We start from the raw sequence: 22,016 nt of genomic DNA, 5'->3' as shown, positions 1-22,016 counted from the left end.
GCGCTCCTTCGGCGCGAAGAAATCGTCGCTGGCCTCGAGCGCCTGCGCACCGAGACGCGGATCGGCGAGATTCACGTAGCGCCGCGTGAAATCGGGTGCATCGGGATCGAGAAGCGGGAGGGCCATGATGTTTCCTTGTCAGTGATGCCAGTGATGCGTGGAGGCCGCTGCCACGCAGCAGGCCGTGTTGCGGTGTCAGGCGTCGATCAGGTCGTCGAGGCGGAAGCGCGCGATCCGGTAGATCTGGTCGAGACTCGTGCGCAGTTCCTCGTCGCGCGAATGATTCACGCGCTTTTCGAAATTCGCGATGATCCCGTGCCGATCGTAGCCGCGCACGGCGAGGATGAACGGGAAGCCGAACTTCTCGCGATACGTGCGGTTCAGCGTCTGCAGCTTGTCGAATTCTTCCTGCGTGCACTGGTCGAGGCCCGCGCCGCTTTGCTCGCGCGTCGACTCGGCCGTCAGTTCGCCGCGCACCGCCGCCTTGCCGGCGAGCTCCGGGTGCGCGTTGATCAGCGCGAGCTGGCGTGCGTCGCCGCCCGCCTCGACCGCGCCCGACATCGCCTTGTGCAGCGCGTCGACGCTCTCGAACGGACGGTCGGCCGCGACCGCTTCGGCGACCCACGGCGAATGCTCGAAGATCCCCGACAGCGCCGCGACGAATGCGCCCGGCGCCATCGTGTTCAGTTGTTCCAACGTGTAACGCATCGCCTTCATGCTTTCCCTTCGTTTTGATGATTGGGCTGATACGGATGATGTTCACGCCAGTGACGCGCGATATCGACACGGCGCGTCACCCATACGCGGTCGTGCTTTTCGATGTGATCGAGGAAGCGCTGCAGCGCACGGAACCGCCCCGGCCGGCCGAGCAGGCGGCAGTGCATGCCGATCGACATCATCTTCGGCGCTTCGTCGCCCTCTTCGTACAGCACGTCGAACGCGTCGCGCAGATAGTGGAAGAAGTGGTCGGCCGTGTTGAAGCCTTGCGGCGTCGCAAAACGCATGTCGTTCGTGTCGAGCGTGTACGGGACGATCAGCTGCGGCGTCGTGCCGCCGTTCGACACCGCGACGTCCATCCAGAACGGCAGATCGTCGCCGTAGTAGTCGGAGTCGTACAGGAAGCCGCCGTATTCGGCGACGAGGCGATGCGTGTTCGGGCTGTCGCGGCCCGTGTACCAGCCGAGCGGGCGCACGCCCGTCACGCGTTCGATCGCTTCCATGCCGAGCCGCATGTGCTCGGCCTCGAGCTCCGGCGTCGCGTTCTGATAATGGATCCAGCGCCAGCCGTGGCACGCGATTTCATGGCCCAGCTCGACGAATGCGCGCGCCACTTCCGGATGACGCTCGATCGCCATCCCGACGCCGAACACCGTCAGCGGCAGCCCGCGCTTCTCGAACTCGCGCAGGATTCGCCATACGCCGACCCGCGAACCGTATTCGTAGATCGACTCCATGCTCATGTGACGATCCGGATACGCGGCCGCGCCGACGATTTCGGACAGGAACTGCTCGGAGCCCGGATCGCCGTGCAGCACGCAGTTCTCGCCGCCTTCCTCGTAGTTCAGCACGAACTGCACGGCGACACGGGCGCGCCCCGGCCAGTTCGCCTGCACGGGATGACGGCCGTAGCCGATCAGGTCGCGAGGATAGTTGGAATCGTATGCCATGGTTCGAAGTGCGACGAAAGCTTGCTGAAATAATGGGTTCGCACCGCCCGCGCAACGCCGGAAGCCGGCTGCACGGGCCGATGCGACGACGGCCCAGTGTAGCGAAAACGCCCATACGCGCCCATACAGCGGCGCAGATAGTGCATGTCAGACGGCGTGTATGTGCGGTTGCGGCAAATCGGGCGCCGGCTCCGCTGCGGCCGCCCCGCTTCGCGCGCCTGCGCCGGCCGGCGACGCCGCGAGTGCGTCGTTCGGCGGACTGAAGCGCGCGAACTCGCCGTCGTAGCGCTTCGGCAGCGGGCGCGCGTAATCGCCGCGCTTGGCCGTCGCGAGGCGCAGCGCGACGAGCGCCTCCGCCCACTTGACGGCCGCGGTCACGCCCTCGACGACCGGTGCGCCGATCTGCTGTTCGATCTCGTGCGCGAACTCGGCCATGCCCGCGCAGCCGAGCACGATCGCGTCCGCACCGTCCTCCTCGAGCGCGCGCCGGCATTCGTCGACGATGATCGCGCGCGCGGCCGAGCCGGGCCGGTCGAGCTCGAGCACCGCGACGTCGGTCGCGCGCACGTTGCGGCAGAACCGCTTCATCCCGTAGCGCTCCGCGAGGTGCCACGCCATGCCGCACGTGCGCGCGAGCGTCGTGACGACCGAAAAGCCCGGTGCGAGCACGCTCGCCGCATGCATCGCGGCTTCGGCGATCCCGATCACGGGGCCGCGCGCGAGTTCGCGCGCCGCGTACAGGCCCGGGTCGCCGAAACAGGCGATCACGTACGCGTCGACACCGTCGCGTTCGCCCTGCGCGATCTCGGCAAGCAGCCCGGGCGTCGCGAGCGCCTCGTCGTAATAACCTTCGATCGACGGCGGACCCATCGTCGGGCTCACCGCGACGATCTGCGTGCCGGGCGCCGCGACTTGGCGCGCGCAGCGGCCCATCGCGTCGGTCATCCGCTGCGTCGTATTCGGATTGATCAGCTTGATCTGCATGGCGCGCTCCTCAACGCTGCGTGCCGGCGAGCACGCGGTAGAACACGAAGCCGAGTGCCGCGCCGATGAACCACGAGAAGTTCGCGACGCCTTGCCAGCCCGGCATCATCACGCAGACGATCGCGATCACCGCGGCCGGCAGCAGTGCGGCGAGCGCGCGGCGGTTCACGCCGCCCGTGTACCAGTACGTGCCGCTCTCCGACATCGTGTAGAGATCGTCGCGCACGAGCCGGCCGCGCTTGACGAGATAGAAGTCCGCGATCAGCACGCCGTACAGCGGGCCGATGAATGCGCCGAGCACGTCGAGCGTGTAGTGGATCACGGCCGGGTTGTTGAAGAGATTCCACGGCGTGATGAATACCGACGCGACGGCCGCGAGCATCCCGCCCGCGCGCCAGCTGATCAACCGTGGCGCGACGTTCGAGAAGTCGAATGCGGGCGACACGAAGTTCGCGACGATGTTGATGCCGATCGTCGCGATCGTGAAGGTCAGCGCGCCGAGAATCACTGCGGTCGGATGATCGATGCGGCCGACCGTCTCGACCGGATCGGTGATCAGCTCGCCGAACACCGGCAGCGTTGCGGCCGTCGTGATGACGGTGACGAGCGAGAACGCGAGGAAGTTCACGGGCAGCCCCCAGAAGTTGCCGCGCTTCACTTCGCCGAACGACCGGCAGTACCGCGAGAAGTCGCCGAAATTCAGCATCGGTCCGGAGAAGTACGACACGACGAGCGAGATGGCCGTGATCATCACCGGGATCACTTCTGCGCCGTGATACTTGACGCCGCCGAGGTTGATCCCGATGTTGCGCCAGCCCGCGCGCCACACCATGTAGCCGGCGAGGATGAACATCACGACGTAGACGGCCGGACCCGCGAAGTCGATGAACTTCTTGATCGTCTCCATCCCGTTCCAGAACACCAGCGCCTGCAGCACCCACAGCAGCATGAAGCCGGCCCAGCCGACGGCCGACAGGCCGAGGAAGCCGTAGCGATGAACGTCCGCATACGGCAGCCACTGCGGGAAGAACTTCAGCACGACGATCACGAGCGCGCTCGATGCGAGATACGTCTGGATCCCGTACCACGCGATCGCGATCAGCCCGCGAATCACGGCCGGCACGTTCGCGCCGAGCACACCGAACGTCGCGCGGCACGCGACGGGATACGGCACGCCGATCTGCTGGCTCGGCCGCGCGATCAGGTTGCAGAGCACGTTGACGAGACTGATGCCGACGATCAGCGCGATCAGCACCTGCCAGCTCGTGAGCCCGAGCGCGAACAGGCTGCCCGCGAACACGTAGCCGCCGACGCTGTGCACGTCGGACATCCAGAACGCAAAGATGTTGTACGAGCCCCAGGTCTGATTCTTCAGGGGTGCCAAATCTTCGTTGTACAGACGCTCGCTGTAACCGCCCGGCAACGCGGGGCCGCCGCCCTCGCCGCCTTCTTGCGCCGGATAGGCGCTGTCGTGCGCCACACTGAACTGAGCCATGACTTCTCCTTGACGCGGCCGGATGGCCGCTCCACCGTCATCGATAACGCCCCGGATCGTCGTCCGGAGTCGGACCCGCGGCCCGCGGCGCGAGCCGCGGACCTGCATTGCTCTGTGGTGTGGCGCGTCGTCGAGCCCGGGTCGCCGTTCAGGCGCCGCCGAACACTTCGCGCAAATCGACCTGGCCCTGCGCGGGCCGGTCGAGCATCTTCAATTCGACATGTTGCAGGTGCTGCGCCATCAGCGCGGCCGCCCGCTTCGCGTCGCCCGTCTCGAGCGCCGCCAGAATCTCGCCGTGATCGTCGAACGAGCACGGGCTGCGTCCATGCGACTCGTACAGCGCGGACATCAGCGTCGAGCGCGCGACGAGCCCGTCGAGGCACTCGCCGAGCGTCGCATTGCCGGTCAGTGCGGCGAGCGCCGTATGAAACTCGCCCGACAGCCGGATCCACGCGGCGAAGTCGTGCCGCTCGAACGCCTTGCGCTCCTTGTCGATCAGCGCCGCGATGCCCTTGAGCCGCTTCGCGCTCGGGCCTGTGGCGATCCGCTCGACGACTGCCAGCTCGATGATGCGGCGCATCTCGAACACTTCGTGCACGTCCTGCAGCGTCGGGCTCGCGACGAAGGCGCCGCGGTTCGGCTCGAGATCGACGAGCTTGTCGGTCGCGAGCTGCGCGAGCGCCTGCCGGATCGTCCCGCGCTTCACGCCGAACACCTCGCACAGCTGCGCCTCCGTCAGCTTCGCGCCGGGCGCGAGCCGATGCTCGAGGATCGCGGTGCGGATCCGCTCGGCGATCGCTTCGTGGCCGGCGGCCGCGGACGGGGTGGATTCGGGCTCGTTCATGATCTGCATCGTGTGATGGTCCTTATCGTAGAACGGACATAAAGATTGTCAACAATTCTTTTCCCGTATTGCGCACACTTCGAGCGCATCGCGCCGCGCGAAACCGGTGCATCGTGCATCAAAATCAGGCGCAGCAAGGCGTTCACACCCGTTTGAGGCGGCTCTCGTCGTATACCCTGCCCGCCATTTTGTCGACAAAATTGGTGCACGGCCCATTCGCCTTCCCGTTTCGGGCGGTAGAAAAAGACGGCCGTTAGTTGCGCAATTGCCCTAAGAAAAAGGCGGGACGCCCCGCCTTGTCCGATCCGCGCCGCCGCTCAGCCGAGATGCGGATAATCCGACAGCGTCAGCCGGAACCCGTGCGCGTTCGCGACGAGCTGCGCACGCGCACCGAACGGCAGCGTCAACAGATCGGGCACGTGGCCGAACTGCAGCCCCGTGACGACGGGAATGCCGATCACCGCGCGCACCTGGTCGATCATCGCCTGCATGTCGTAGCCGTTGTCGTACTCGAACGGCCGCGCGCCGGTGAACTGGCCGAGCACGAGCGCCTGCTGGCGCGCGAGCACGCCGGACAAATGCAGCTGGTAGATCATCCGTTCGATCCGGAACGGCTGCTCGTTGACGTCTTCGATGAACAGGATCCCGCCCTCGATGTCCGGCATGTACGGCGTGCCGACCAGCGATGCGAGGATCGCGAGGTTGCCGCCCCACAGCGTGCCCGTCACGTTGACGGACTGCACCTGCGGCGCGTCGGCGACGATCGTCGTGGTCGGCTGCGTCAGCGTCTGCCAGAAGTGCTGCATCGTGAAATCGCTCTGCGTTTCCGCGCCGAAGTCCGCGGACAGCATCGGCCCGCCGAAGCTCTTGATCCGCGCCTTGGCGTACAGCGCGAGCTGGATCGCGGTGAAATCGCTGTGGCCGACGAGCGCGATCGGCTGGTCGCGCAGCCGGCGTTCGAGCCCGCGATAGTCGAGGCCGTGCAGGATTCGTGCGGCGCCGTAGCCGCCGCGCACCGCAAGCGCGATGTCGGGCAGCGGCCGCGCCGGATCCGCCAGCCGGTTCAGGTCGGCCGCGCGCTCGCCGTCGGTGCCGCCGAAGCGCTGGAAGCGGCGCTGCGTCGCCTCGATGTTCTCGATGCGCTGTTGCGCGACGCTGAGCCGCTCGAGCGCGCGATTGATCGCGTCCGGATCGTGCGGATATCCGGACGGCGCAAGCAGGCGGATGGTGTAGGACGCGGCGGGCTGAAAGGACATGGCGAAAGGTGTCGGGATCGTGGAACTGCTTAGAGGGACCGAACCGGCGCCGGTTCACGAAGGCAGCCGCGCGGGCCGTGCCGGCTACGATTCGCCGGCGGCCGCGTCGCGCGCGAGCCGCGCGTCGCGCAGCGCGCGCCGGCGTTCGGCAAAAAACGACTTCAGCGCGGCGCCGCACTCGTGCGCGAGTACGCCGCCGACGACTTCCGTATGGTGGTTCAGCTGCGGATTCGCGAACGCATCCATCACGCTGCCGCATACGCCGGTTTTCGGATCGGCGGCGCCGAATACGACGCGCGCGATGCGCGCATGCATGATCGCGCCCGCGCACATGAGGCACGGCTCCAGCGTGACGTAGAGCTCGCAGCCCGGCATGCGGTAGTTCTGCAGATGCTGCGCGGCCATGCGCAACGCGGCCATTTCGGCGTGTGCGGACGGATCGTGGCCGCCGATCGGATGGTTGAAGCCGCGCGCGAGCACTTCGTCGCCGCGCACGAGCACTGCGCCGACCGGCACTTCGCCGGCCGCGCGCGCCTCTTCGGCCGCGGCGAGCGCAAGGCGCATGAAATGCACGTCGCGCGAGGAGGCCGGCGCGGCTGCTGTCGGGAGGGAATCGGCCGCTGCGTCGTGCAGCGTGTCGGAGCTCACATCGGCCCCGCTTCGGCGGACACCTCGTCGAGCCCGCGCTCGCACAGACGTTCCGCGATGCGCCGGCAGTATTCGCGCGGCATTACCATCGGGCCGCCGCGCAACGATTCGAGCGCCATGTCGAGCGCGAGGATCTTCGCCTGCAGCCGGCACCGCGCGGTGCGGTCGCTGACGGCCTGCAGTTCGTCCTGCAGATTGCGCAATGCGCGCAGCTGTTCGACGGCCGGCGGCACGAACCCCGCGTTCTTCAGGATACGGTTGGCCACCCGCACCTCCTCGGGCACGAGCAGGTCGTCGTCGAGCGCCTGCGGCGCGCCGGTACCCGGCAAATCGTCGAACTCGCCCCGCGCGGCGGCGGCGGCAATACGCTGTTCGACCAGAGCGTCAAGCAGTCTCATCAGTCAATCGGAACAATGCGGCAGCCGAATTCTAGCAGGGTGACGCCCGTATGACAGGCCCCTTCGAGCATATGCTCGATATTGTGGTTTTTAGGGCCGGAATCGCCGCGCATGCCGGCCGATCGGCACGCGTTCCGCGCAGGCATGCGGCTGCTACGCGTGTGGCGTGTGGCGCCCGCCGCGCGGGACGCCAGCCGCCGGCATGCCCGCCGTGCGATGCCGCCGCGCGCGCGATCACGCGGTCACCGCGTCGGGCCGGGCAGCAGGAAACGGACGGAACATCGTCGCAATCAGACAGGCACCGACGCCGATCGCGAAGGAGCCGACATAAAGCCAGCCATAGCTGCCGAACGTATCGACGATCAGCCCGCCGGCGACCGGCCCTGCCGCCATCCCGAGGCTGCCGGCCATCGCGCTGCCGCCGATCACGGTGCCCATCATCCGCAGCGGGAAGTTTTCGCGCGCGAGCACCGCATAGAGTGGCATCACGCCCGCATAGACGAAGCCGAACAGCGTCGCGACCGCGTAGAAACCGTCGAGCGTGCGCACGAATGCATAAGCGAGCGCGCCGAGCGCCTGGACCAACAGCCCGGCGACCAGCATCCGCTTCGCGCCGACGCGATCGCCGAGCACGCCGAACACGATCCGGCCGCCCATCCCCGCGAGCCCTTCGACGCTGTAGATCGACACCGCGACGATCAGCGGGATTCCGCAGGTCACCGCATAGCTGACCGTATGAAAAATCGGCCCCGAATGCGTCGCGCAGCAGAAGAAATTGGTCAGCAGCAGCAGCGCGAACTGCGGCGAGCGCAGCGCGTGCGCGACCGTCATCGGCGCTTCCGCGCCGCCCGCGACGGACGGTGCACCGTGTGCGCCGTCCGTAACGGCCAGCGCCGGTGCGCGACGCACGAGCAGCGACGCGGGGATCATCGTCGCGGCCGCGACCGCCGCGATCGTCAGCATCGAGGAGCGCCAGTCGTGCGTCGACACGAGCCACGCGGCGAGCGGCGACATCGTCATCGGCGCCATGCCCATGCCGGCCGACACCAGCGACACCGCGAGGCTGCGGTGCGTGTCGAACCAGCCCGTCACGCACGCCATCATCGGCGCGAACATCGCGGCCGTCGTGCCGCCGACCGCGAGCCCGAAGATCGCCTGAAACGCGGCGAGCGACGGCGCGCGGCTCGCGAGCGCGAGGCTCGCGGGCAGCAGGACCGCACCCGCGACGACCACCGCGCGCGTGCCGATGCGGTCCGACAGGCTGCCCCACGCGATGCTCGCGAACGCCATCGCGAGAAAGCCGATCGTCATCGCGGCGGAGATGCCGGTCATCGACCAGCCCGTGTCGCGCGCGATCGGACGAAGAAACACGGGTAGCGAAAACATCGCGCCGACCGCGATGCAGCCCATCAGCGCACCCGCGGCGACGATCACCCAGCGGTATCGGGATTCCGGCATGTCACGTCTCCTTGTCGTATCGGATCGAAAGCAAAAGCCGCGCCGCGCAGCGCGGCGCAGCGATCGGGCGCTGCGGCCGCGCACCGGCCGACCTGAACACGACGAACGGCGCCGTGCGAAATCGACATCCGCAGCGACACGGCCGGCGATTTTCTCGTCGACCGCATCGCGCCGCATGGCCGGAACGCATGCGCTTTTCCGAAATCGGAAAGTGAAAAGCAGAAATGCTTCGTTGGGCCGGGCGATCGCGCTGACTACACTCGAGCCTTCTTGTCATAACAAGTCAGCCGATGCCCGCACCGAACGTCGTACCGCTGTCGCCCGCCCCGCTCTACGTGCAGATCAAGGACACGCTGCGCGCGCGGATTCTCGACGGCACCTATGCGCCGCACAGCCGGATGCCGTCCGAACACGAACTCTGCGCGATGTTCGACGTGAGCCGCATCACCGTACGCCAGGCGCTCGGCGATCTGCAGAAGGAAGGCCTGCTGTTCAAGCTGCATGGCAAGGGCACGTTCGTGTCGAAACCGAAGGCGTTCCAGAACGTGACGTCGCTGCAGGGCTTCGCCGAAGCGATGTCGTCGATGGGCTACGAGATCGTGAACCAGTTGCGCAGCCTGCGCATCGTCAAGGCCGACCGTCACCTCGCCGCGAAGCTGAACGTGCCCGAGCATGCGCCGCTCGTCGAGATTCATCGCGTGCGGCTGCTGAACCGCGAACCCGTGTCGCTCGAGCGCACGTGGCTGCCCGAAGCGCTCGGCAAGCGCATCGCAAGCGCCGATCTCGCGACGCGCGACATCTTCCTGATCCTCGAGAACGACTGCGGCGTGCCGCTCGGCCATGCCGACGTGGCGATCGACGCGATTCTCGCGGACGACGAGATCGTCGATGCACTGCGCGTCGAGGAAGGCAGCCCCGTGCTGCGCATCGAGCGGCTCACGCACGACGCGTCGGGCGCGCCGATCGATTACGAACACCTCTACTTCCGAGGCGACGCCTTCCAGTACCGGCTGCGCATCGACCGGCAGCGGCACAAGGCGCGCAAACCTGCAAGGAATCCGCGATGAACACCCATGTACTCGAATACGACATCGTCGTGGTCGGTGGCGGCACGGCCGGCCCGATGGCCGCGATCAAGGCGAAGGAACGCGACCCGTCGCTGCGCGTGCTGCTGCTCGAGAAGGCGAACGTGAAGCGCAGCGGCGCGATCTCGATGGGGATGGACGGACTGAACAACGCCGTGATTCCGGGCCACGCGACGCCCGAACAGTACACGCGCGAGATCACGATCGCGAACGACGGCATCGTCGATCAGGAAGCGGTCCATGCGTATGCGACGCACAGCTTCGCGACGATCGAGCAGCTCGACCGCTGGGGCGTGAAGTTCGAGAAGGACGGCACCGGCGACTATGCGGTGAAGAAGGTTCACCACATGGGGTCGTACGTGCTGCCGATGCCGGAAGGTCACGACATCAAGAAGGTGCTGTATCGGCAGCTGAAGCGCGCGCGCATCGCGATCACGAACCGCATCGTCGCGACGCGCGTGCTGACCGACGCGCACGGCAACGCGAGCGGCGTGCTCGGCTTCGACTGCCGCACCGCCGAGTTCCACGTGATCCGTGCAAAGGCCGTGATTCTGTGCTGCGGTGCGGCCGGCCGGCTCGGGCTGCCTGCGTCCGGCTATCTGATGGGCACCTACGAGAACCCGACGAACGCCGGCGACGGCTATGCGATGGCGTATCACGCGGGCGCCGCGCTCGCGAATCTCGAATGCTTCCAGATCAATCCGCTGATCAAGGACTACAACGGTCCCGCCTGCGCGTACGTGACGGGCCCGCTCGGCGGCTTCACCGCGAACGGCAAGGGCGAACGCTTCATCGAGTGCGATTACTGGAGCGGCCAGATGATGTGGGAGTTCTATCAGGAACTGCAAAGCGGCAACGGCCCCGTGTTCCTGAAGCTCGACCATCTCGCCGAAGAAACGATCCGGACGATCGAGCAGATCCTGCATACGAACGAACGGCCGAGCCGCGGACGCTTTCACGCGGGGCGCGGCACCGACTATCGGCGGCAGATGGTCGAGATGCACATCTCGGAGATCGGCTTCTGCAGCGGCCACAGCGCCTCCGGCGTGTACGTGAACGCGCGCGCCGAGACGACCGTGCCGGGCCTCTACGCGGCCGGCGACATGGCGGCGGTCCCGCACAACTACATGCTCGGCGCATTCACGTACGGCTGGTTCGCCGGACAGAACGCGGCCGACTACGTCGCCGGCCGCGAACTCGCGCCCGTCGATGCCGCGCAGGTCGACGCCGAACGCGCGCGCGTGTTCGCGCCGCTCGCGCGCGAGCACGGCCTCGCGCCCGCTCAGGTCGAATACAAGCTGCGCCGGATGGTGAACGACTATCTGCAGCCGCCGAAGGTGACGCGCAAGATGGAAATCGGGCTGCAGCATTTTGCCGACATCGCTGAGGATATCGAAGCGATCAAGGCCACGCATCCGCACGAGCTGATGCGCGCCGCCGAAGTGCGCGCGATCCGCGACTGCGCGGAAATGGCTGCGCGCGCGTCGCTGTTTCGCACCGAGAGCCGCTGGGGGCTGTATCACCATCGCGTCGACTATCCGCATCGCAACGATGCCGAATGGTTCTGCCATACGTGGCTGCGCAAGCACGCGGACGGCACGATGCGCAGCGAGAAGCGGCCAGTCGAACCGTACATCGTGCCGCTCGCCGACGACGAGCGCACCGCCTACGCGCAATTGCGCATCCGCGAACCGGCCGCCGTCGCGGCCGCCCTCTGAGGAGCCCGCCCGTGTCCCATACCCCGCACGAGATCTTCCTGCGCAGCAGCGCACCGGTCACGATCGACGAGGAACGCTGCATCGCCGACAAGGGCTGCACCGTCTGCGTCGACGTCTGTCCGCTCGATCTGCTCGCGATCGACGTCAGCAAAGGCAAGGCATACATGCAGTTCGACGAGTGCTGGTACTGCATGCCGTGCGAACGCGACTGCCCGACCGGCGCCGTGAAGGTCGACATCCCGTATCTGCTGCGCTGAGCGCGCATCGGTTGCCCATCGATTCCCCTCTACCGGACTCACGACAGATGAACACCACGCTACGGACCTTGCGCCTGCTTGCCGCGTCGCTCCTGCTCGCGGCCGCAGGCGCCGCGCACGCCGAAACGATCCGCGTCGCGATCGGCACGCAGGACACGACGATCAATTGCGCGACCGGCGGCCTGCTGATCCGCGAACTGCACCTGCTCGACAAGTATCTGCCGCGCACCGGCAAGTATCGCGACGTCAAATACGACGTGCAGTGGAAGGACTTCACGTCAGGCGCGCCGCTCACCAACGAAATGGTGGCCGGCAAGCTCGACTTCGGCGCGATGGCGGACTTCCCCGGCGCGCTGAACGGCGCCGCGTTCCGCAAGGCCGGCCGTGCAAGCGTGTTCATCGCGGTGCTCGACGGCAGCATCGACGGCAGCGGCAACGGCATCGTCGTGCCGACGAATTCGCCGGTGCGCGCGTTCGCGGACCTCAAGGGCAAGACGATCTCGGTGCCGTTCGCATCGACCGCGCACGGCATGCTGCTGCGCGCGGTCCGTGCGCAGGGCTGGAATCCCGACACCGACGTGAACATCGTCACGCAGGCGCCCGAAGTCGCCGGCAGCGCGCTGAAGGCCGGCAAGATCGACGCGCACGCCGATTTCGTGCCGTTCGCCGACCTGTTCCCGTATCGCGGCATCGCGCGCAAGATCTATGACGGCGCGCAGACTCACGCACCGACCTTCCACGGCGCGCTCGTCGATGCCGCGTATGCGCAGCGCTATCCGGAAATCGTCGTCGCGTACCTGCGCGCGGCGATCGAAGCGAACCGGCTGCTCGCGCAGAACCCGGAGAAGTACAGCCTGCTGATCGAGAAAGTCACCGGGATCGAGGCGCCGGTCGACTATCTGTATCACGGTCCGCTCGGCATCCAGACGCGCGACCTCACGTGGAAGCCCGAATACCGGCAGGCCGTCGCGACCGCGATCGACACGCTGAAACTGCTGAAGAAGACCGACACCGCGCCCGACCCCGCGACGTTCATCGACGACCGCTACATCCGCGCGGCGTTCGCAGCGTCCGGGCTCGACTACGACGCGGCGCTGAAGCGCTACGGCCGGCAGCCGCTCGTCGCGAACGATGCGTCGACCGGCAAGCCGATCCGCGATTTCAACGACGTCGCGCAAGTCTGGCCGGCCGGCGACGAAGCCGTGCGTCATTACGCGAATCCGGCGTCGGCGTTTGCGGCGCTCGCGAAGCTCGGCGCGTCTGCGAAGGTGCGTGCGGTCTTCGTGCACGACCATGCAAGCGGGCTCAAGCTGTTCGCCGATCAGGCCTGGTACGTGAGGGACGCGCACGGCGCCCTCACCGCGTTCCTGCTCAAGTCGGGCGCCGACGCTTACGCGCAGCGCGTGTCCGGTTCGGTCGTCGACTATGCGGCCGCGCGGACCGGCTCCGCCGCGGCGCTCGCCGCGCGCTGAACGGCGCGCCTCTCCCCTCATCGATACGGATATCCGCATGGCCGCGACCTTCGAGCTTGCCAAACGCCGTCTCTCCGAACCGTCCCGCGCCGGCGACGCGCGCGCCGCCCATGCCGCCGCACGCGGTGCGCCGCCGCTGCTGCGCCGTCGTGCCGCGCGGCTCGCGTCGCTCGTCGCGTGCATCGCGCTGTGGCAGGCCGCCGTCCATTGGCGACTGTCGCTCGGCGTCGTCACGTTCGCGAACGTCCCCGCCCCGGCCGATGTCGGCCCCGCGCTGTGGGCGCTACTGCATTCGCCGAAGCTGCCGATGCACCTGTTTGCAAGCCTTACGCGCGTGCTCGCCGGCTTCGCCGCAGCGGCGGTGACGGGCGTCGGACTCGGTCTCGCGATCGGCCGCTATCGCGCGCTCGAAGACGCGCTGCTGCCGCCGCTCGAGGTGCTGCGGCCGATTCCGGCCGTCGCGTGGATTCCGCTCGCGATCCTGATGTTTCCGTCGTCCGAGCTCAGCATGATGTTCATCACGTTCGTCGGCGCGCTGTTCCCGATCCTGCTGAACACCGTGCACGGCGCGGAAGCCGTCGACCCTCGCCTCGTCGCGACTGCGCGCAGCCTCGGCACACGCGGCTTCGCGCTCTACGCGGAAGTGATCCTGCCCGGCGCGGCACCGGCGATCTTCACGGGGCTGTCGATCGGCATGGGCACCGCGTGGTTCTGCCTCGTCACGGCCGAGATGATCGCCGGCCAGTACGGCATCGGCTATTTCACCTGGGCGTCGTACACGCTGCAGAACTATCCCGACATCGTCGTCGGCATGGCGTTGATCGGGCTGCTCGGCATGGGCAGCAGCCTGCTCGTCAAGCGGATCGGCAGCGCGCTCACGCCGTGGTACGCACCGCGCGGAGGCCGGCGATGAGCGCCGCCGCATCGGCATCGGCCGCGCCCGGCCGCGTCGGCGTGCGCGCGCTGACGATCGAACTCGGTCCGCCGCACGCGCGTTTCGCGGCGCTCGATTCGCTCGAGCTCGACGTCGCACCCGGCGAATTCGTCTGCGTGCTCGGACCGTCCGGCTGCGGGAAATCGACGTTGCTCGGCGCACTGGCCGGGCACGTCGCGGCGACACGCGGCGAGATCGTCGTCGACGGCCAACGCGTCGATCGCCCACACCCCGATCGCGGGCTCGTGTTCCAGCAGCACACGCTGTTTCCATGGAAGCGCGTGATCGACAACGTCGCGTTCGGCCTGAAGATGAAGGGCGTGCCCGCGCGCGAGCGCCGCCGCGAGGCCGCCGAACTGCTCGAACTCGTCGGACTCGGCGCGTTCGGCGCGCACTATCCGGCGCAACTGTCCGGCGGCATGCAACAGCGCGTCGAAATCGCCCGCGTGCTGATCAACCGGCCGCGCGTCCTGCTGATGGACGAGCCGTTCGGCGCGCTCGACGCGCAGACGCGCCGGATGATGCAGACGCTGCTGCTCGACATCTGGTCGCGCATCGGCACGACCGTGCTGTTCGTCACGCACGACATCGAGGAAGCGCTGTTTCTCGGCGATCGCATCGTAATGCTGTCGCCGCGGCCCGCGCGCATCGTCGCCGACATTCGCGTGCCGCTCGCGCGACCGCGCACCGACGACAGCACGACCGAACCTGCCTTCGTCGACATCAAGCGCCGCTGCCTCGCCTTGCTGCGCGATGCGGGCTGACTGCGCGGCGCCGGCCCCTTTACCGATCCGGTTTTCATCCATGACCTTTTCCGCTTCTGCCTTTCCGCCGTCCGGTGCCTACGATGCCTATGACGCCGACCACGCCGCGCTACTCGCGCGGCTCGCCGCAGCCGACGCATCGGTGCGTCGCGTCGCACTGCTTGAACTCGCCGATCTCGAAGATGCGACGCTCGTGCCCACGTTCGTCGCCGTGCTGCGCGACGATCCGTCCGCCGACGTGCGCTGCGAAGCCGCGCGCGTGCTCGGCGCATGGGAGCGGCCCGACGTCGTCGACGCACTGTGCGCGGCGCTGCTCGATCGCGACGACGACGTGCGCGCGAGTGCGGCGCAGAGCCTGTCCGAACTGAAGGAACTCGCGTCCGGCGCCGTGCTGTGCCGCTGGGCCGATCGGGCCGAGCCGTCCGTGCGCGCCGCCGTCCTGCGCGGCCTGCGCGAATTGCGCGATCCCGACGCGTATGCGCCCGCCCTGCGCGCGCTCGAGGACGGCACCGCGGCCGTGCGCGCGGAGGCCGTCGCGGTGCTGGGCTGGCTCAAGGATGCGCGCGCACTCGCGCCGCTCGCACGTATCGCGACCGCCGATGCCGACGCCGCCGTGCGACGGATCGCGGTCGGTGCACTCGGCTTCGCGGCGTCCGGCGACGCCGACGTTGCCGACGCGCTGCTTGTCGCGCTGCGCGACCGCGAATGGCAGGTGCGCGAGGAAGCCGCCGCGACGCTCGGCAAGCTGCGGATCGCGGCCGCGCGCGCGCCGCTCGTCACCGCGCTCGACGACGATTACTGGCAGGTGCGCCTGCGCGCCGCACGCGCGCTCGGGCAGCTGCGCGACGCCGCTGCGGCGCCGGCCGTCGCGGCGCTGCTCGCGCACTCGATCAGCAATCTGCGCAAGGAAGCCGCGCTCGCATTGGGCGAACTGCGCGATCCGGCGTCGCTGCCCGCGCTGCATGCGGCGCTCGACGATCGCGATCCGGAAGTGCGCAAGGCCGTGCGCATCGCGATCCGGCAGATCGAGGACACGCAATGATCGCGCCCACCGAAGTCGTGCTCGATCATGCGGCGCGCGCGCTGACGTTGCGCTGGGCCGACGGCGGCACGCAGCGCATCGACTATGCGCGGCTGCGCCGTGCCTGTCCGTGCGCGGCATGCCGCGCGCTGCGCCGTCGCGGCATGGTCGTCGTCGCGCCGGCCGATCTGACGCTGGCCGGCGTGGAGCCGGTCGGCTACGGCATCTGCGTCGCGTTCGGCGACGGGCATGCGCGCGGCATTTATCCGTGGGCGTATCTGGCTGAACTGCGGGATGCCGGAGAGAACGCGACGATCGATGCGTCGTGCGCGGACGTCTGACCCGGTCGCTTCGCGGATATGTCGCTGCATACGGCGCCGCCGCGCGGCGACATGCGGGCGCGAACGCTGCGATACTGGCGAGTGCAGGCCTTGGCCATTCATCGCGCGCGGCACACGGACACGCGAGCCCGTGGCGGTCGCCGCGCCCCGCGTGCGATCGCTGATAGCGCGCGATGAATGCACGCAGGCCGTTTGCGCGTTCGTATCGGGTTCAGATCATGCCGACATCGTCCTCTTCCGCTGCCGACGCCACGGACAACGTGCGCGTCGTTCCCGCCGTGATCGGCGTCGTTCTCCGCGGCCGCGACGTGCTGCTCGTACGCCGCGCGAATCCGCCCGACGCGGGCCGCTGGGGCTTTCCCGGCGGCAAGATCGAAGCCGGCGAGCCGATCGCCGATGCCGTCGTGCGCGAACTGGCGGAAGAAACGGCGGTGGAAGTCGAGGCAGTCGACGTCTTCACTGCACTCGACGCATTCGGTCGCGACGACGACGGCACGCTGCGCCAGCACTTCGTGATGGTGGCGGTGCTGTGCCGATGGTTGCGCGGCACGCCGGCGGCCGGTGACGATGCGCTCGATGCGCGCTGGTTCGGTGTGGATGAACTGGAGCGTCAAGACGATCTGCCGATGAGCGCGGGCGTCGTCGACGTCGCGCGGCGGGCCGTCGAGCGGGCATCGGCGCTCGCCGAACGGCCTCGCCGCTGAACCGGTATCGGCACCGTTGCGTGATGCCGTCAGATCGGCGTGGTCAAGTCGAGCGGCCAGCGACCGATCACGTCATGGCGCGTCTTGCCGAGCCAACTGTCGATCAACACGAACTCGCTGACCGTCCACGCGATCGGCTCGATCGTGTGCGGCGCGCGCCGGCTGCGGTCGTAGCGCAGCGTGACATGCGGCGTAAAGCTCGCGCGCGACGGTCGAAGGCCCGTCCTTTTCAGTGCCTCGACGAGTTGCCGCTGCAGGTCGATCAGTTCATGCGAAACGTCGGACACGGTCAGCACCCAGGGCCGATCGTCGGTGCGGCCGCTGAAGCTGACGATCCGGTCGAACGACACGTCGAACGGCCGCGCGCGGACGCGCTGTGCCGCGTCGCGGGCACGGACAATCACGTCCGGCGGTATGTGCATGAATTCGCCGAGCGAATGCAGCGTCACATGCAGGCGCGCCGTATCGACCCAGTGCCCGGTGCGGGTGGCGTCCGGCCACAGACGACGCGCCGCATCGGCAATCCGCGCAGCGGTATGCGGATCGGGCTGCGCCGCAAAAAACAGCCGATGATGCAGCCGCGGCGCTTCGATGCCCGGCAGAGTCAGTTGGGTCACGGCGCGATTAGCGATATGCCGAGGGACAAGCGACCATTATCGTCAATCGAACGACGCGCCGCTTGCGGCAGAAAAAGCGACGCCCGGCAGATTGGGTTGCCGGGCGTCGGTGTCGGCGCAACATGCGATCGGGAAGCGATGCGCATTTATGGTCGGTGGTTTATCGCCAATCGATCATCGGCAAATCAGTCGCCATCGGCATCACGCTGCGGCGCCCGGTGGCGTCTTTGCCGCGGGACGAACTCGGAGCCAGTTGCGCGTCTCTTGTACGCCTGCGCTGCTCAGGACGCCTCGATTCGCTCGAGATCGGCGATCAACCCAGGCCCCGTCGGATTCCAGCCGAGCACCTTGCGCGTCTTTTCGCTCGAGGCCACGAGATCGTGACCCGCGAATGCCGCCAACCAACCGAAATGCGCAGGCGCCTCTTCCGCGGACAGGGAGGCGACAGGCACTTTCAGCGCACGGCCGATCGCTTCTGCAATATCCCGCATCGGTACACCTTCTTCCGCCACGGCATGATATTTCGCGCCGGCCTCGTTCTTTTCCAGCGCCAGCCGGTAAAGACGCGCGACATCCGAGATGTGCGCTGCAGCCCATCGATTGCGTCCTTCGCCGACGTACGCGGACACCCCCTTCTCCCGCGCGACGGCGACGGCGTAGGTCAGAAGCCCTTGCCGCACCGTGTCGTGGACCTGCGGAAGCCTCACGACCGCGGCGCGCACACCCTTCAGCGAGCGCGCCGTCTGCTCCGACACGCGCGGAAACGGGAAATCAGGCGGCACATCGTCGTCCTCGGTCGCGAGCCGGCCCGGGGCGGCCAATCCCGCCGTGCCTGCCGTCACGATCAGAAGCTTGTCCGAACCGGCGACGACCGCACCCAGCGCTTCGATGGCGCGGCGATCGATCTCGCAGGACTGCGCAAAGTTCGACCAGTCGTGAACGAAGCCGAGATGAATGACGGCGTCGGCCGCCGCTGCGCCCGCCCGCAGGCTCTCGGTATCTTCGAGCGAACCGCGATGGACGTCCGCGCCAATGGCGGCCAGCGATTTCTCCCCCTCGTCCGAACGCGCCAAACCGAGGACGCGATGTCCGGCCGCGATCAATTCCTTGACGGTGGGAATGCCAACAAATCCGGTGGCGCCGGTAACGAAAACACGCATGATTTGCTCTCCAGGTTTGCCAGGGAGACAAATCTAGGCGCAGAGACTATCCTGGTAAAGTAGTGACGTTATCATATTAAATTGATTAACAGGATCGACGTGGAACAGGCGAACGAAAACCTGCTCGGGACGTATCTGCGGGACCGGCGCATGAAGCTCGACCCCGTCGCGCTCGGCTTTCCCGCGGGACGCCGGCGCACGCCGGGGCTGCGCCGCGAGGAAGTGGCGCAGCGCGCGAATATCAGTCCCACCTGGTACACCTGGCTCGAACAGGGTCGCGGCGGCGCGCCGTCGGCCGACGTGCTCGACCGCATTTCGCAGGCCTTGATGCTGACGGACGTCGAGCGCGAGCATCTTTTCCTGCTCGGCCTTGGGCGGCCTCCGGTGGCGCGCTATCGCGAGACGGACGGCGTCACGCCGCGTCTGCAGCGCGTCCTCGACGCACTGGATCCGAGCCCCGCCCTGATTCGCACGGCGACCTGGAACGTCCTTGCCTGGAATCGGGCGGCGACTGTCATGCTGGGCGACTATGGATCGCTGCCGCCGCATCAGCGCAATGTACTGCGCACGATCTTCCTCGACCCGCGTGCGCGCGCCGTGCAGTATGACTGGGAGAGTGTCGCGCGCCACGTCATCGGCGCATTCCGCGTGGACGCCGCGCGTGCGGGTGCGGCGACGGAGGTGGAACCGCTCGTCGACGAGCTGTCGCGGCTGAGTCCCGAATTCAGGGCGATGTGGCGTGACAACGATGTCCGCGAAATCCACGGCGAGCGTGTCAAGCGCATTCGCCATCCGGTGCTCGGGCCGCTTGCGTTTGAATACTCGACGTTCTCGGTCGACGGCCGGACCGATCTCAGCATGTGCGTCTACAACCCGGCGACGCGGGCCGATGTAGAGAAGATCGCATCGCAGATTGAGTCGGTGGTACACCGCTCGCCGCCGGTCGACGGAGGGGCCGTAGCGAACGTGGACGGTAATGGTCGGTGAGACCGTTGTGTGTTTCCGTTGCCCTCTTAAGCCGGGCAATCGCGGGCTTGGGCTTGAGATTGCACGAGACAGGTTCTCAGAGGAGACCTGTACCGTCGTCGAAGACGGATTTAAGGCGATAGTGAACCGGACGATCTTGACGATCCGGCTTTCGGTTCTCGTCGACTTCGCTACAGCCGGCCTGTTCTGCCGGCCGGCGATAGCGGCTGATCGTTGCCGATAGCAGCCGTGACGTGCCTTTCATTGAATCAGCACGTCACGAGCGTTTGCGAGCGTCCTCGAGGGGCGTGACTTCACTCCCACTCAATCGTCGCCGGCGGCTTCCCCGAAATGTCGTACACCGCGCGATTGATCCCGCGCACTTCGTTGATGATCCGGTTCGACACACGCCCGAGCAGCGAGTACGGCAGATGCGCCCAGTGCGCCGTCATGAAGTCCGTCGTCTGCACGGCGCGCAGCGCCGTCACGTAGTCGTACGTGCGCCCGTCGCCCATCACGCCGACCGACTTCACCGGCAGGAACACCGCGAACGCCTGGCTCGTCAGGTCGTACCAGCTCTTGCCGACGTCCGCTTCGCCGCACAGGCCGGCAGCCGCATCCTGCGCGGTCGCGACCGTATTGCGCAGCTCCTCGATGAAGATCGCGTCCGCGCGGCGCAGCAGGTCCGCGTACTCGCGCTTCACCTCGCCGAGGATCCGCACGCCGAGGCCCGGGCCCGGGAACGGATGGCGATACACCATCTCCGGCGGTAGGCCGAGCGCGACGCCGAGCTCGCGCACTTCGTCCTTGAACAGGTCGCGCAGCGGCTCGAGCAGCTTCAGGCCGAGCGTCTCCGGCAAGCCGCCGACGTTGTGGTGGCTCTTGATCGTCGTCGCCTTCTTCGTCTTCGCGCCGCCCGACTCGATCACGTCCGGATAGATCGTGCCCTGCGCGAGCCACTTCGCGTTCGACAGCTTCTTCGCCTCGGCCTGGAACACCTCGACGAACTCGCGGCCGATGATCTTGCGCTTCGCTTCCGGATCGGTCACGCCGGCCAGATGGCCGAGGAACTGCTCCGACGCGTCGATGTGCACGACCTTCGCATGCAGACGGCCTTCGAACATGTCGAGCACCATCTTGCCTTCGTTCAGACGCAGCAGCCCGTGGTCGACGAACACGCAGGTCAGCTGATCGCCGATCGCGCGATGGATCAGCGCGGCCGCCACGCTCGAATCGACGCCGCCCGACAGGCCCAGAATCACTTCCTCGTCACCGACCTGCTCGCGGATCTTCGCGACCGCTTCCTCGATGTGGTCGCGCATGATCCAGTCGGGCTTCGCGCCGGCGATCTGCAGCACGAAGCGCTCGAGCATCTGGCGGCCCTTCACCGTATGCGTGACTTCCGGATGGAACTGCACCGCGTAGTAGCCGCGCGCCTCGTCGGCCATCCCGGCGATCGGGCAGCTCGGCGTCGACGCCATCAGCTTGAAGCCCGGCGGCAGCTCGGCGACCTTGTCGCCGTGGCTCATCCAGACCTTCAGCATGCCGTGGCCTTCGGCCGTCGTGAAATCCTCGATGCCGTCGAGCAGGCGCGTATGGCCGTGCGCACGCACTTCCGCGTAGCCGAATTCGCGATGGTCGCTCCACTCGACCTTGCCGCCGAGCTGCACGGCCATCGTCTGCATCCCGTAGCAGATGCCGAGCACCGGCACGCCGAGATCCCACACGGCCTGCGGCGCGCGCAGCTGATGGTCCTCATACGTGCTCGCGTGGCTGCCCGACAGGATCACGGCCTTCGGCGCGAACTCGCGGACGAAGTCGTCGGACACGTCGTTCGGATGGATTTCGCAGTAGACGTGCGCTTCGCGCACGCGGCGCGCAATCAGTTGGGTGACTTGCGAACCGAAGTCGAGAATCAGGATTTTGTCGTGCATGGCTGCGGACGGGATGATGAGAATAAGAAAAGCAGCGCGTTCGATCGAACCTGCGCTGCGTCAATAGCATGGACGGCGACGTCGGGCGGCGGACGGCACGCGCGACGCATCGCCGGTCAATCCTGCGTCGGCGGGCGCTCGTCGAGCGCGACGGTGCCGGACGACGAGCCGGGCCTCGACGGCGCGACGGGCGGAACGCCCGACGACGGCGGCACCGGCGCGGATGGCCGGACGACGACGGGCTCGACCCGCTGCGGCGCGCGCTCGACGACGGGCTCCGCGGTGCGCTGCGG

The 22,016-nt window shown here is 67.6% G+C and carries 22 protein-coding genes and 1 pseudogene; 10 read left to right on the top strand and 13 right to left on the bottom strand.

Going from position 1 to position 22,016, the window contains the following annotated elements; all coding sequences use genetic code 11:
• The 10 genes and pseudogenes from HMPREF3115_RS32725 to HMPREF3115_RS23125 form a co-directional block, all read right to left on the bottom strand.
• Positions 1-126 (bottom strand): annotated as a pseudogene (locus tag HMPREF3115_RS32725) (allantoicase); the annotation flags it as partial.
• Between the two features lie 69 nt (positions 127-195).
• Complete coding sequence (gene uraD, locus HMPREF3115_RS23165) at positions 196-717, bottom strand: 2-oxo-4-hydroxy-4-carboxy-5-ureidoimidazoline decarboxylase (protein WP_006407669.1); 522 nt, start codon at positions 715-717, stop codon at positions 196-198.
• The gene (gene puuE / locus HMPREF3115_RS23160) at positions 714-1,667 is read right to left on the bottom strand and encodes an allantoinase PuuE (RefSeq protein ID WP_006402699.1); all 954 of its coding nucleotides are present in this window, start codon (positions 1,665-1,667) and stop codon (positions 714-716) included. The genes uraD and puuE overlap by 4 nt, the downstream gene beginning before the upstream one ends.
• 147 nt (positions 1,668-1,814) lie before the next feature.
• Entirely contained in the window at positions 1,815-2,651 is an 837-nt protein-coding gene (locus HMPREF3115_RS23155) for an aspartate/glutamate racemase family protein (protein ID WP_059938407.1), read from the bottom strand.
• 10 nt (positions 2,652-2,661) lie between these two features.
• On the bottom strand, positions 2,662-4,146 hold the full coding sequence (locus HMPREF3115_RS23150) for an NCS1 family nucleobase:cation symporter-1 (RefSeq protein WP_006407672.1): 1,485 nt from the start codon (positions 4,144-4,146) through the stop codon (positions 2,662-2,664).
• A 148-nt stretch (positions 4,147-4,294) separates the two neighbouring features.
• The gene (locus HMPREF3115_RS23145; protein WP_070556232.1) at positions 4,295-4,999 is read right to left on the bottom strand and encodes a GntR family transcriptional regulator; all 705 of its coding nucleotides are present in this window, start codon (positions 4,997-4,999) and stop codon (positions 4,295-4,297) included.
• 308 nt (positions 5,000-5,307) lie between these two features.
• Positions 5,308-6,246 (bottom strand): muramoyltetrapeptide carboxypeptidase, encoded by a 939-nt coding sequence (gene ldcA / locus HMPREF3115_RS23140; protein WP_070556230.1) that lies wholly within the window; start codon positions 6,244-6,246, stop codon positions 5,308-5,310.
• A gap of 84 nt (positions 6,247-6,330) precedes the next feature.
• Positions 6,331-6,894, bottom strand: coding sequence for a tRNA adenosine(34) deaminase TadA (gene tadA, locus HMPREF3115_RS23135; RefSeq protein ID WP_070556228.1), 564 nt, complete (start codon positions 6,892-6,894; stop codon positions 6,331-6,333).
• Positions 6,891-7,292 (bottom strand): DnaJ family domain-containing protein, encoded by a 402-nt coding sequence (locus tag HMPREF3115_RS23130; protein ID WP_006402693.1) that lies wholly within the window; start codon positions 7,290-7,292, stop codon positions 6,891-6,893. The genes tadA and HMPREF3115_RS23130 overlap by 4 nt, the downstream gene beginning before the upstream one ends.
• A 234-nt stretch (positions 7,293-7,526) precedes the next feature.
• Positions 7,527-8,750: an MFS transporter gene (locus HMPREF3115_RS23125; RefSeq protein WP_070556227.1), complete on the bottom strand. Its 1,224-nt coding sequence runs from the start codon at positions 8,748-8,750 to the stop codon at positions 7,527-7,529.
• A gap of 290 nt (positions 8,751-9,040) precedes the next feature.
• Between HMPREF3115_RS23125 and HMPREF3115_RS23115 the strand changes: the two genes are divergently transcribed.
• The 9 genes from HMPREF3115_RS23115 to HMPREF3115_RS23075 all read left to right on the top strand — a co-directional run bounded on the left by HMPREF3115_RS23115 (position 9,041) and on the right by HMPREF3115_RS23075 (position 17,046).
• Positions 9,041-9,817, top strand: a complete 777-nt coding sequence (locus HMPREF3115_RS23115) for a GntR family transcriptional regulator (RefSeq protein ID WP_006402689.1) — start codon at positions 9,041-9,043, stop codon at positions 9,815-9,817.
• Positions 9,814-11,553: a fumarate reductase/succinate dehydrogenase flavoprotein subunit gene (locus tag HMPREF3115_RS23110; RefSeq protein ID WP_070556222.1), complete on the top strand. Its 1,740-nt coding sequence runs from the start codon at positions 9,814-9,816 to the stop codon at positions 11,551-11,553. Before HMPREF3115_RS23115 ends, HMPREF3115_RS23110 begins: the two co-directional genes overlap by 4 nt.
• Before the next feature lie 11 nt (positions 11,554-11,564).
• The gene (locus HMPREF3115_RS23105) at positions 11,565-11,810 is read left to right on the top strand and encodes a 4Fe-4S dicluster domain-containing protein (RefSeq protein ID WP_006402687.1); all 246 of its coding nucleotides are present in this window, start codon (positions 11,565-11,567) and stop codon (positions 11,808-11,810) included.
• A 47-nt stretch (positions 11,811-11,857) separates the two neighbouring features.
• A complete protein-coding gene (locus HMPREF3115_RS23100; protein WP_070556220.1) occupies positions 11,858-13,282 on the top strand; it encodes an ABC transporter substrate-binding protein in 1,425 nt (474 codons plus the stop codon).
• 37 nt (positions 13,283-13,319) lie between these two features.
• Complete coding sequence (locus tag HMPREF3115_RS23095) at positions 13,320-14,195, top strand: ABC transporter permease (protein WP_045594157.1); 876 nt, start codon at positions 13,320-13,322, stop codon at positions 14,193-14,195.
• Positions 14,192-14,980 carry an ABC transporter ATP-binding protein gene (locus HMPREF3115_RS23090; protein ID WP_006407682.1) on the top strand — a complete coding sequence of 263 codons (789 nt, stop codon included), beginning with the start codon at positions 14,192-14,194 and terminating at the stop codon, positions 14,978-14,980. The genes HMPREF3115_RS23095 and HMPREF3115_RS23090 overlap by 4 nt, the downstream gene beginning before the upstream one ends.
• A 40-nt stretch (positions 14,981-15,020) precedes the next feature.
• Entirely contained in the window at positions 15,021-16,022 is a 1,002-nt protein-coding gene (locus tag HMPREF3115_RS23085; RefSeq protein WP_070556218.1) for a HEAT repeat domain-containing protein, read from the top strand.
• Positions 16,019-16,342, top strand: a complete 324-nt coding sequence (locus tag HMPREF3115_RS23080; RefSeq protein WP_059938433.1) for a gamma-butyrobetaine hydroxylase-like domain-containing protein — start codon at positions 16,019-16,021, stop codon at positions 16,340-16,342. Before HMPREF3115_RS23085 ends, HMPREF3115_RS23080 begins: the two co-directional genes overlap by 4 nt.
• Before the next feature lie 218 nt (positions 16,343-16,560).
• Positions 16,561-17,046: an NUDIX hydrolase gene (locus HMPREF3115_RS23075; RefSeq protein ID WP_175835828.1), complete on the top strand. Its 486-nt coding sequence runs from the start codon at positions 16,561-16,563 to the stop codon at positions 17,044-17,046.
• A 29-nt stretch (positions 17,047-17,075) separates the two neighbouring features.
• Here HMPREF3115_RS23075 and thpR read toward each other — a convergent pair whose 3' ends face one another.
• Positions 17,076-17,663 (bottom strand): RNA 2',3'-cyclic phosphodiesterase, encoded by a 588-nt coding sequence (gene thpR, locus HMPREF3115_RS23070; protein ID WP_070556216.1) that lies wholly within the window; start codon positions 17,661-17,663, stop codon positions 17,076-17,078.
• Positions 17,664-17,944: 281 nt separating this feature from the next.
• Positions 17,945-18,823 carry an SDR family oxidoreductase gene (locus tag HMPREF3115_RS23065; RefSeq protein ID WP_070556214.1) on the bottom strand — a complete coding sequence of 293 codons (879 nt, stop codon included), beginning with the start codon at positions 18,821-18,823 and terminating at the stop codon, positions 17,945-17,947.
• A 99-nt stretch (positions 18,824-18,922) separates the two neighbouring features.
• Between HMPREF3115_RS23065 and HMPREF3115_RS23060 the strand changes: the two genes are divergently transcribed.
• The gene (locus tag HMPREF3115_RS23060; protein WP_006407688.1) at positions 18,923-19,810 is read left to right on the top strand and encodes a helix-turn-helix transcriptional regulator; all 888 of its coding nucleotides are present in this window, start codon (positions 18,923-18,925) and stop codon (positions 19,808-19,810) included.
• 293 nt (positions 19,811-20,103) lie between these two features.
• Here HMPREF3115_RS23060 and guaA read toward each other — a convergent pair whose 3' ends face one another.
• Positions 20,104-21,723 carry a glutamine-hydrolyzing GMP synthase gene (gene guaA, locus HMPREF3115_RS23055; RefSeq protein WP_069220141.1) on the bottom strand — a complete coding sequence of 540 codons (1,620 nt, stop codon included), beginning with the start codon at positions 21,721-21,723 and terminating at the stop codon, positions 20,104-20,106.
• Between the last annotated feature and the right edge of the window lie 293 nt (positions 21,724-22,016).

The organism is Burkholderia sp. HMSC10F09 (genome assembly GCF_001806955.1).
Taxonomy (GTDB): domain Bacteria; phylum Pseudomonadota; class Gammaproteobacteria; order Burkholderiales; family Burkholderiaceae; genus Burkholderia; species Burkholderia multivorans.
The sequence above is the reverse complement of the archived record's forward strand: the minus strand, read 5'-3'. Positions and strand labels throughout refer to the sequence as shown.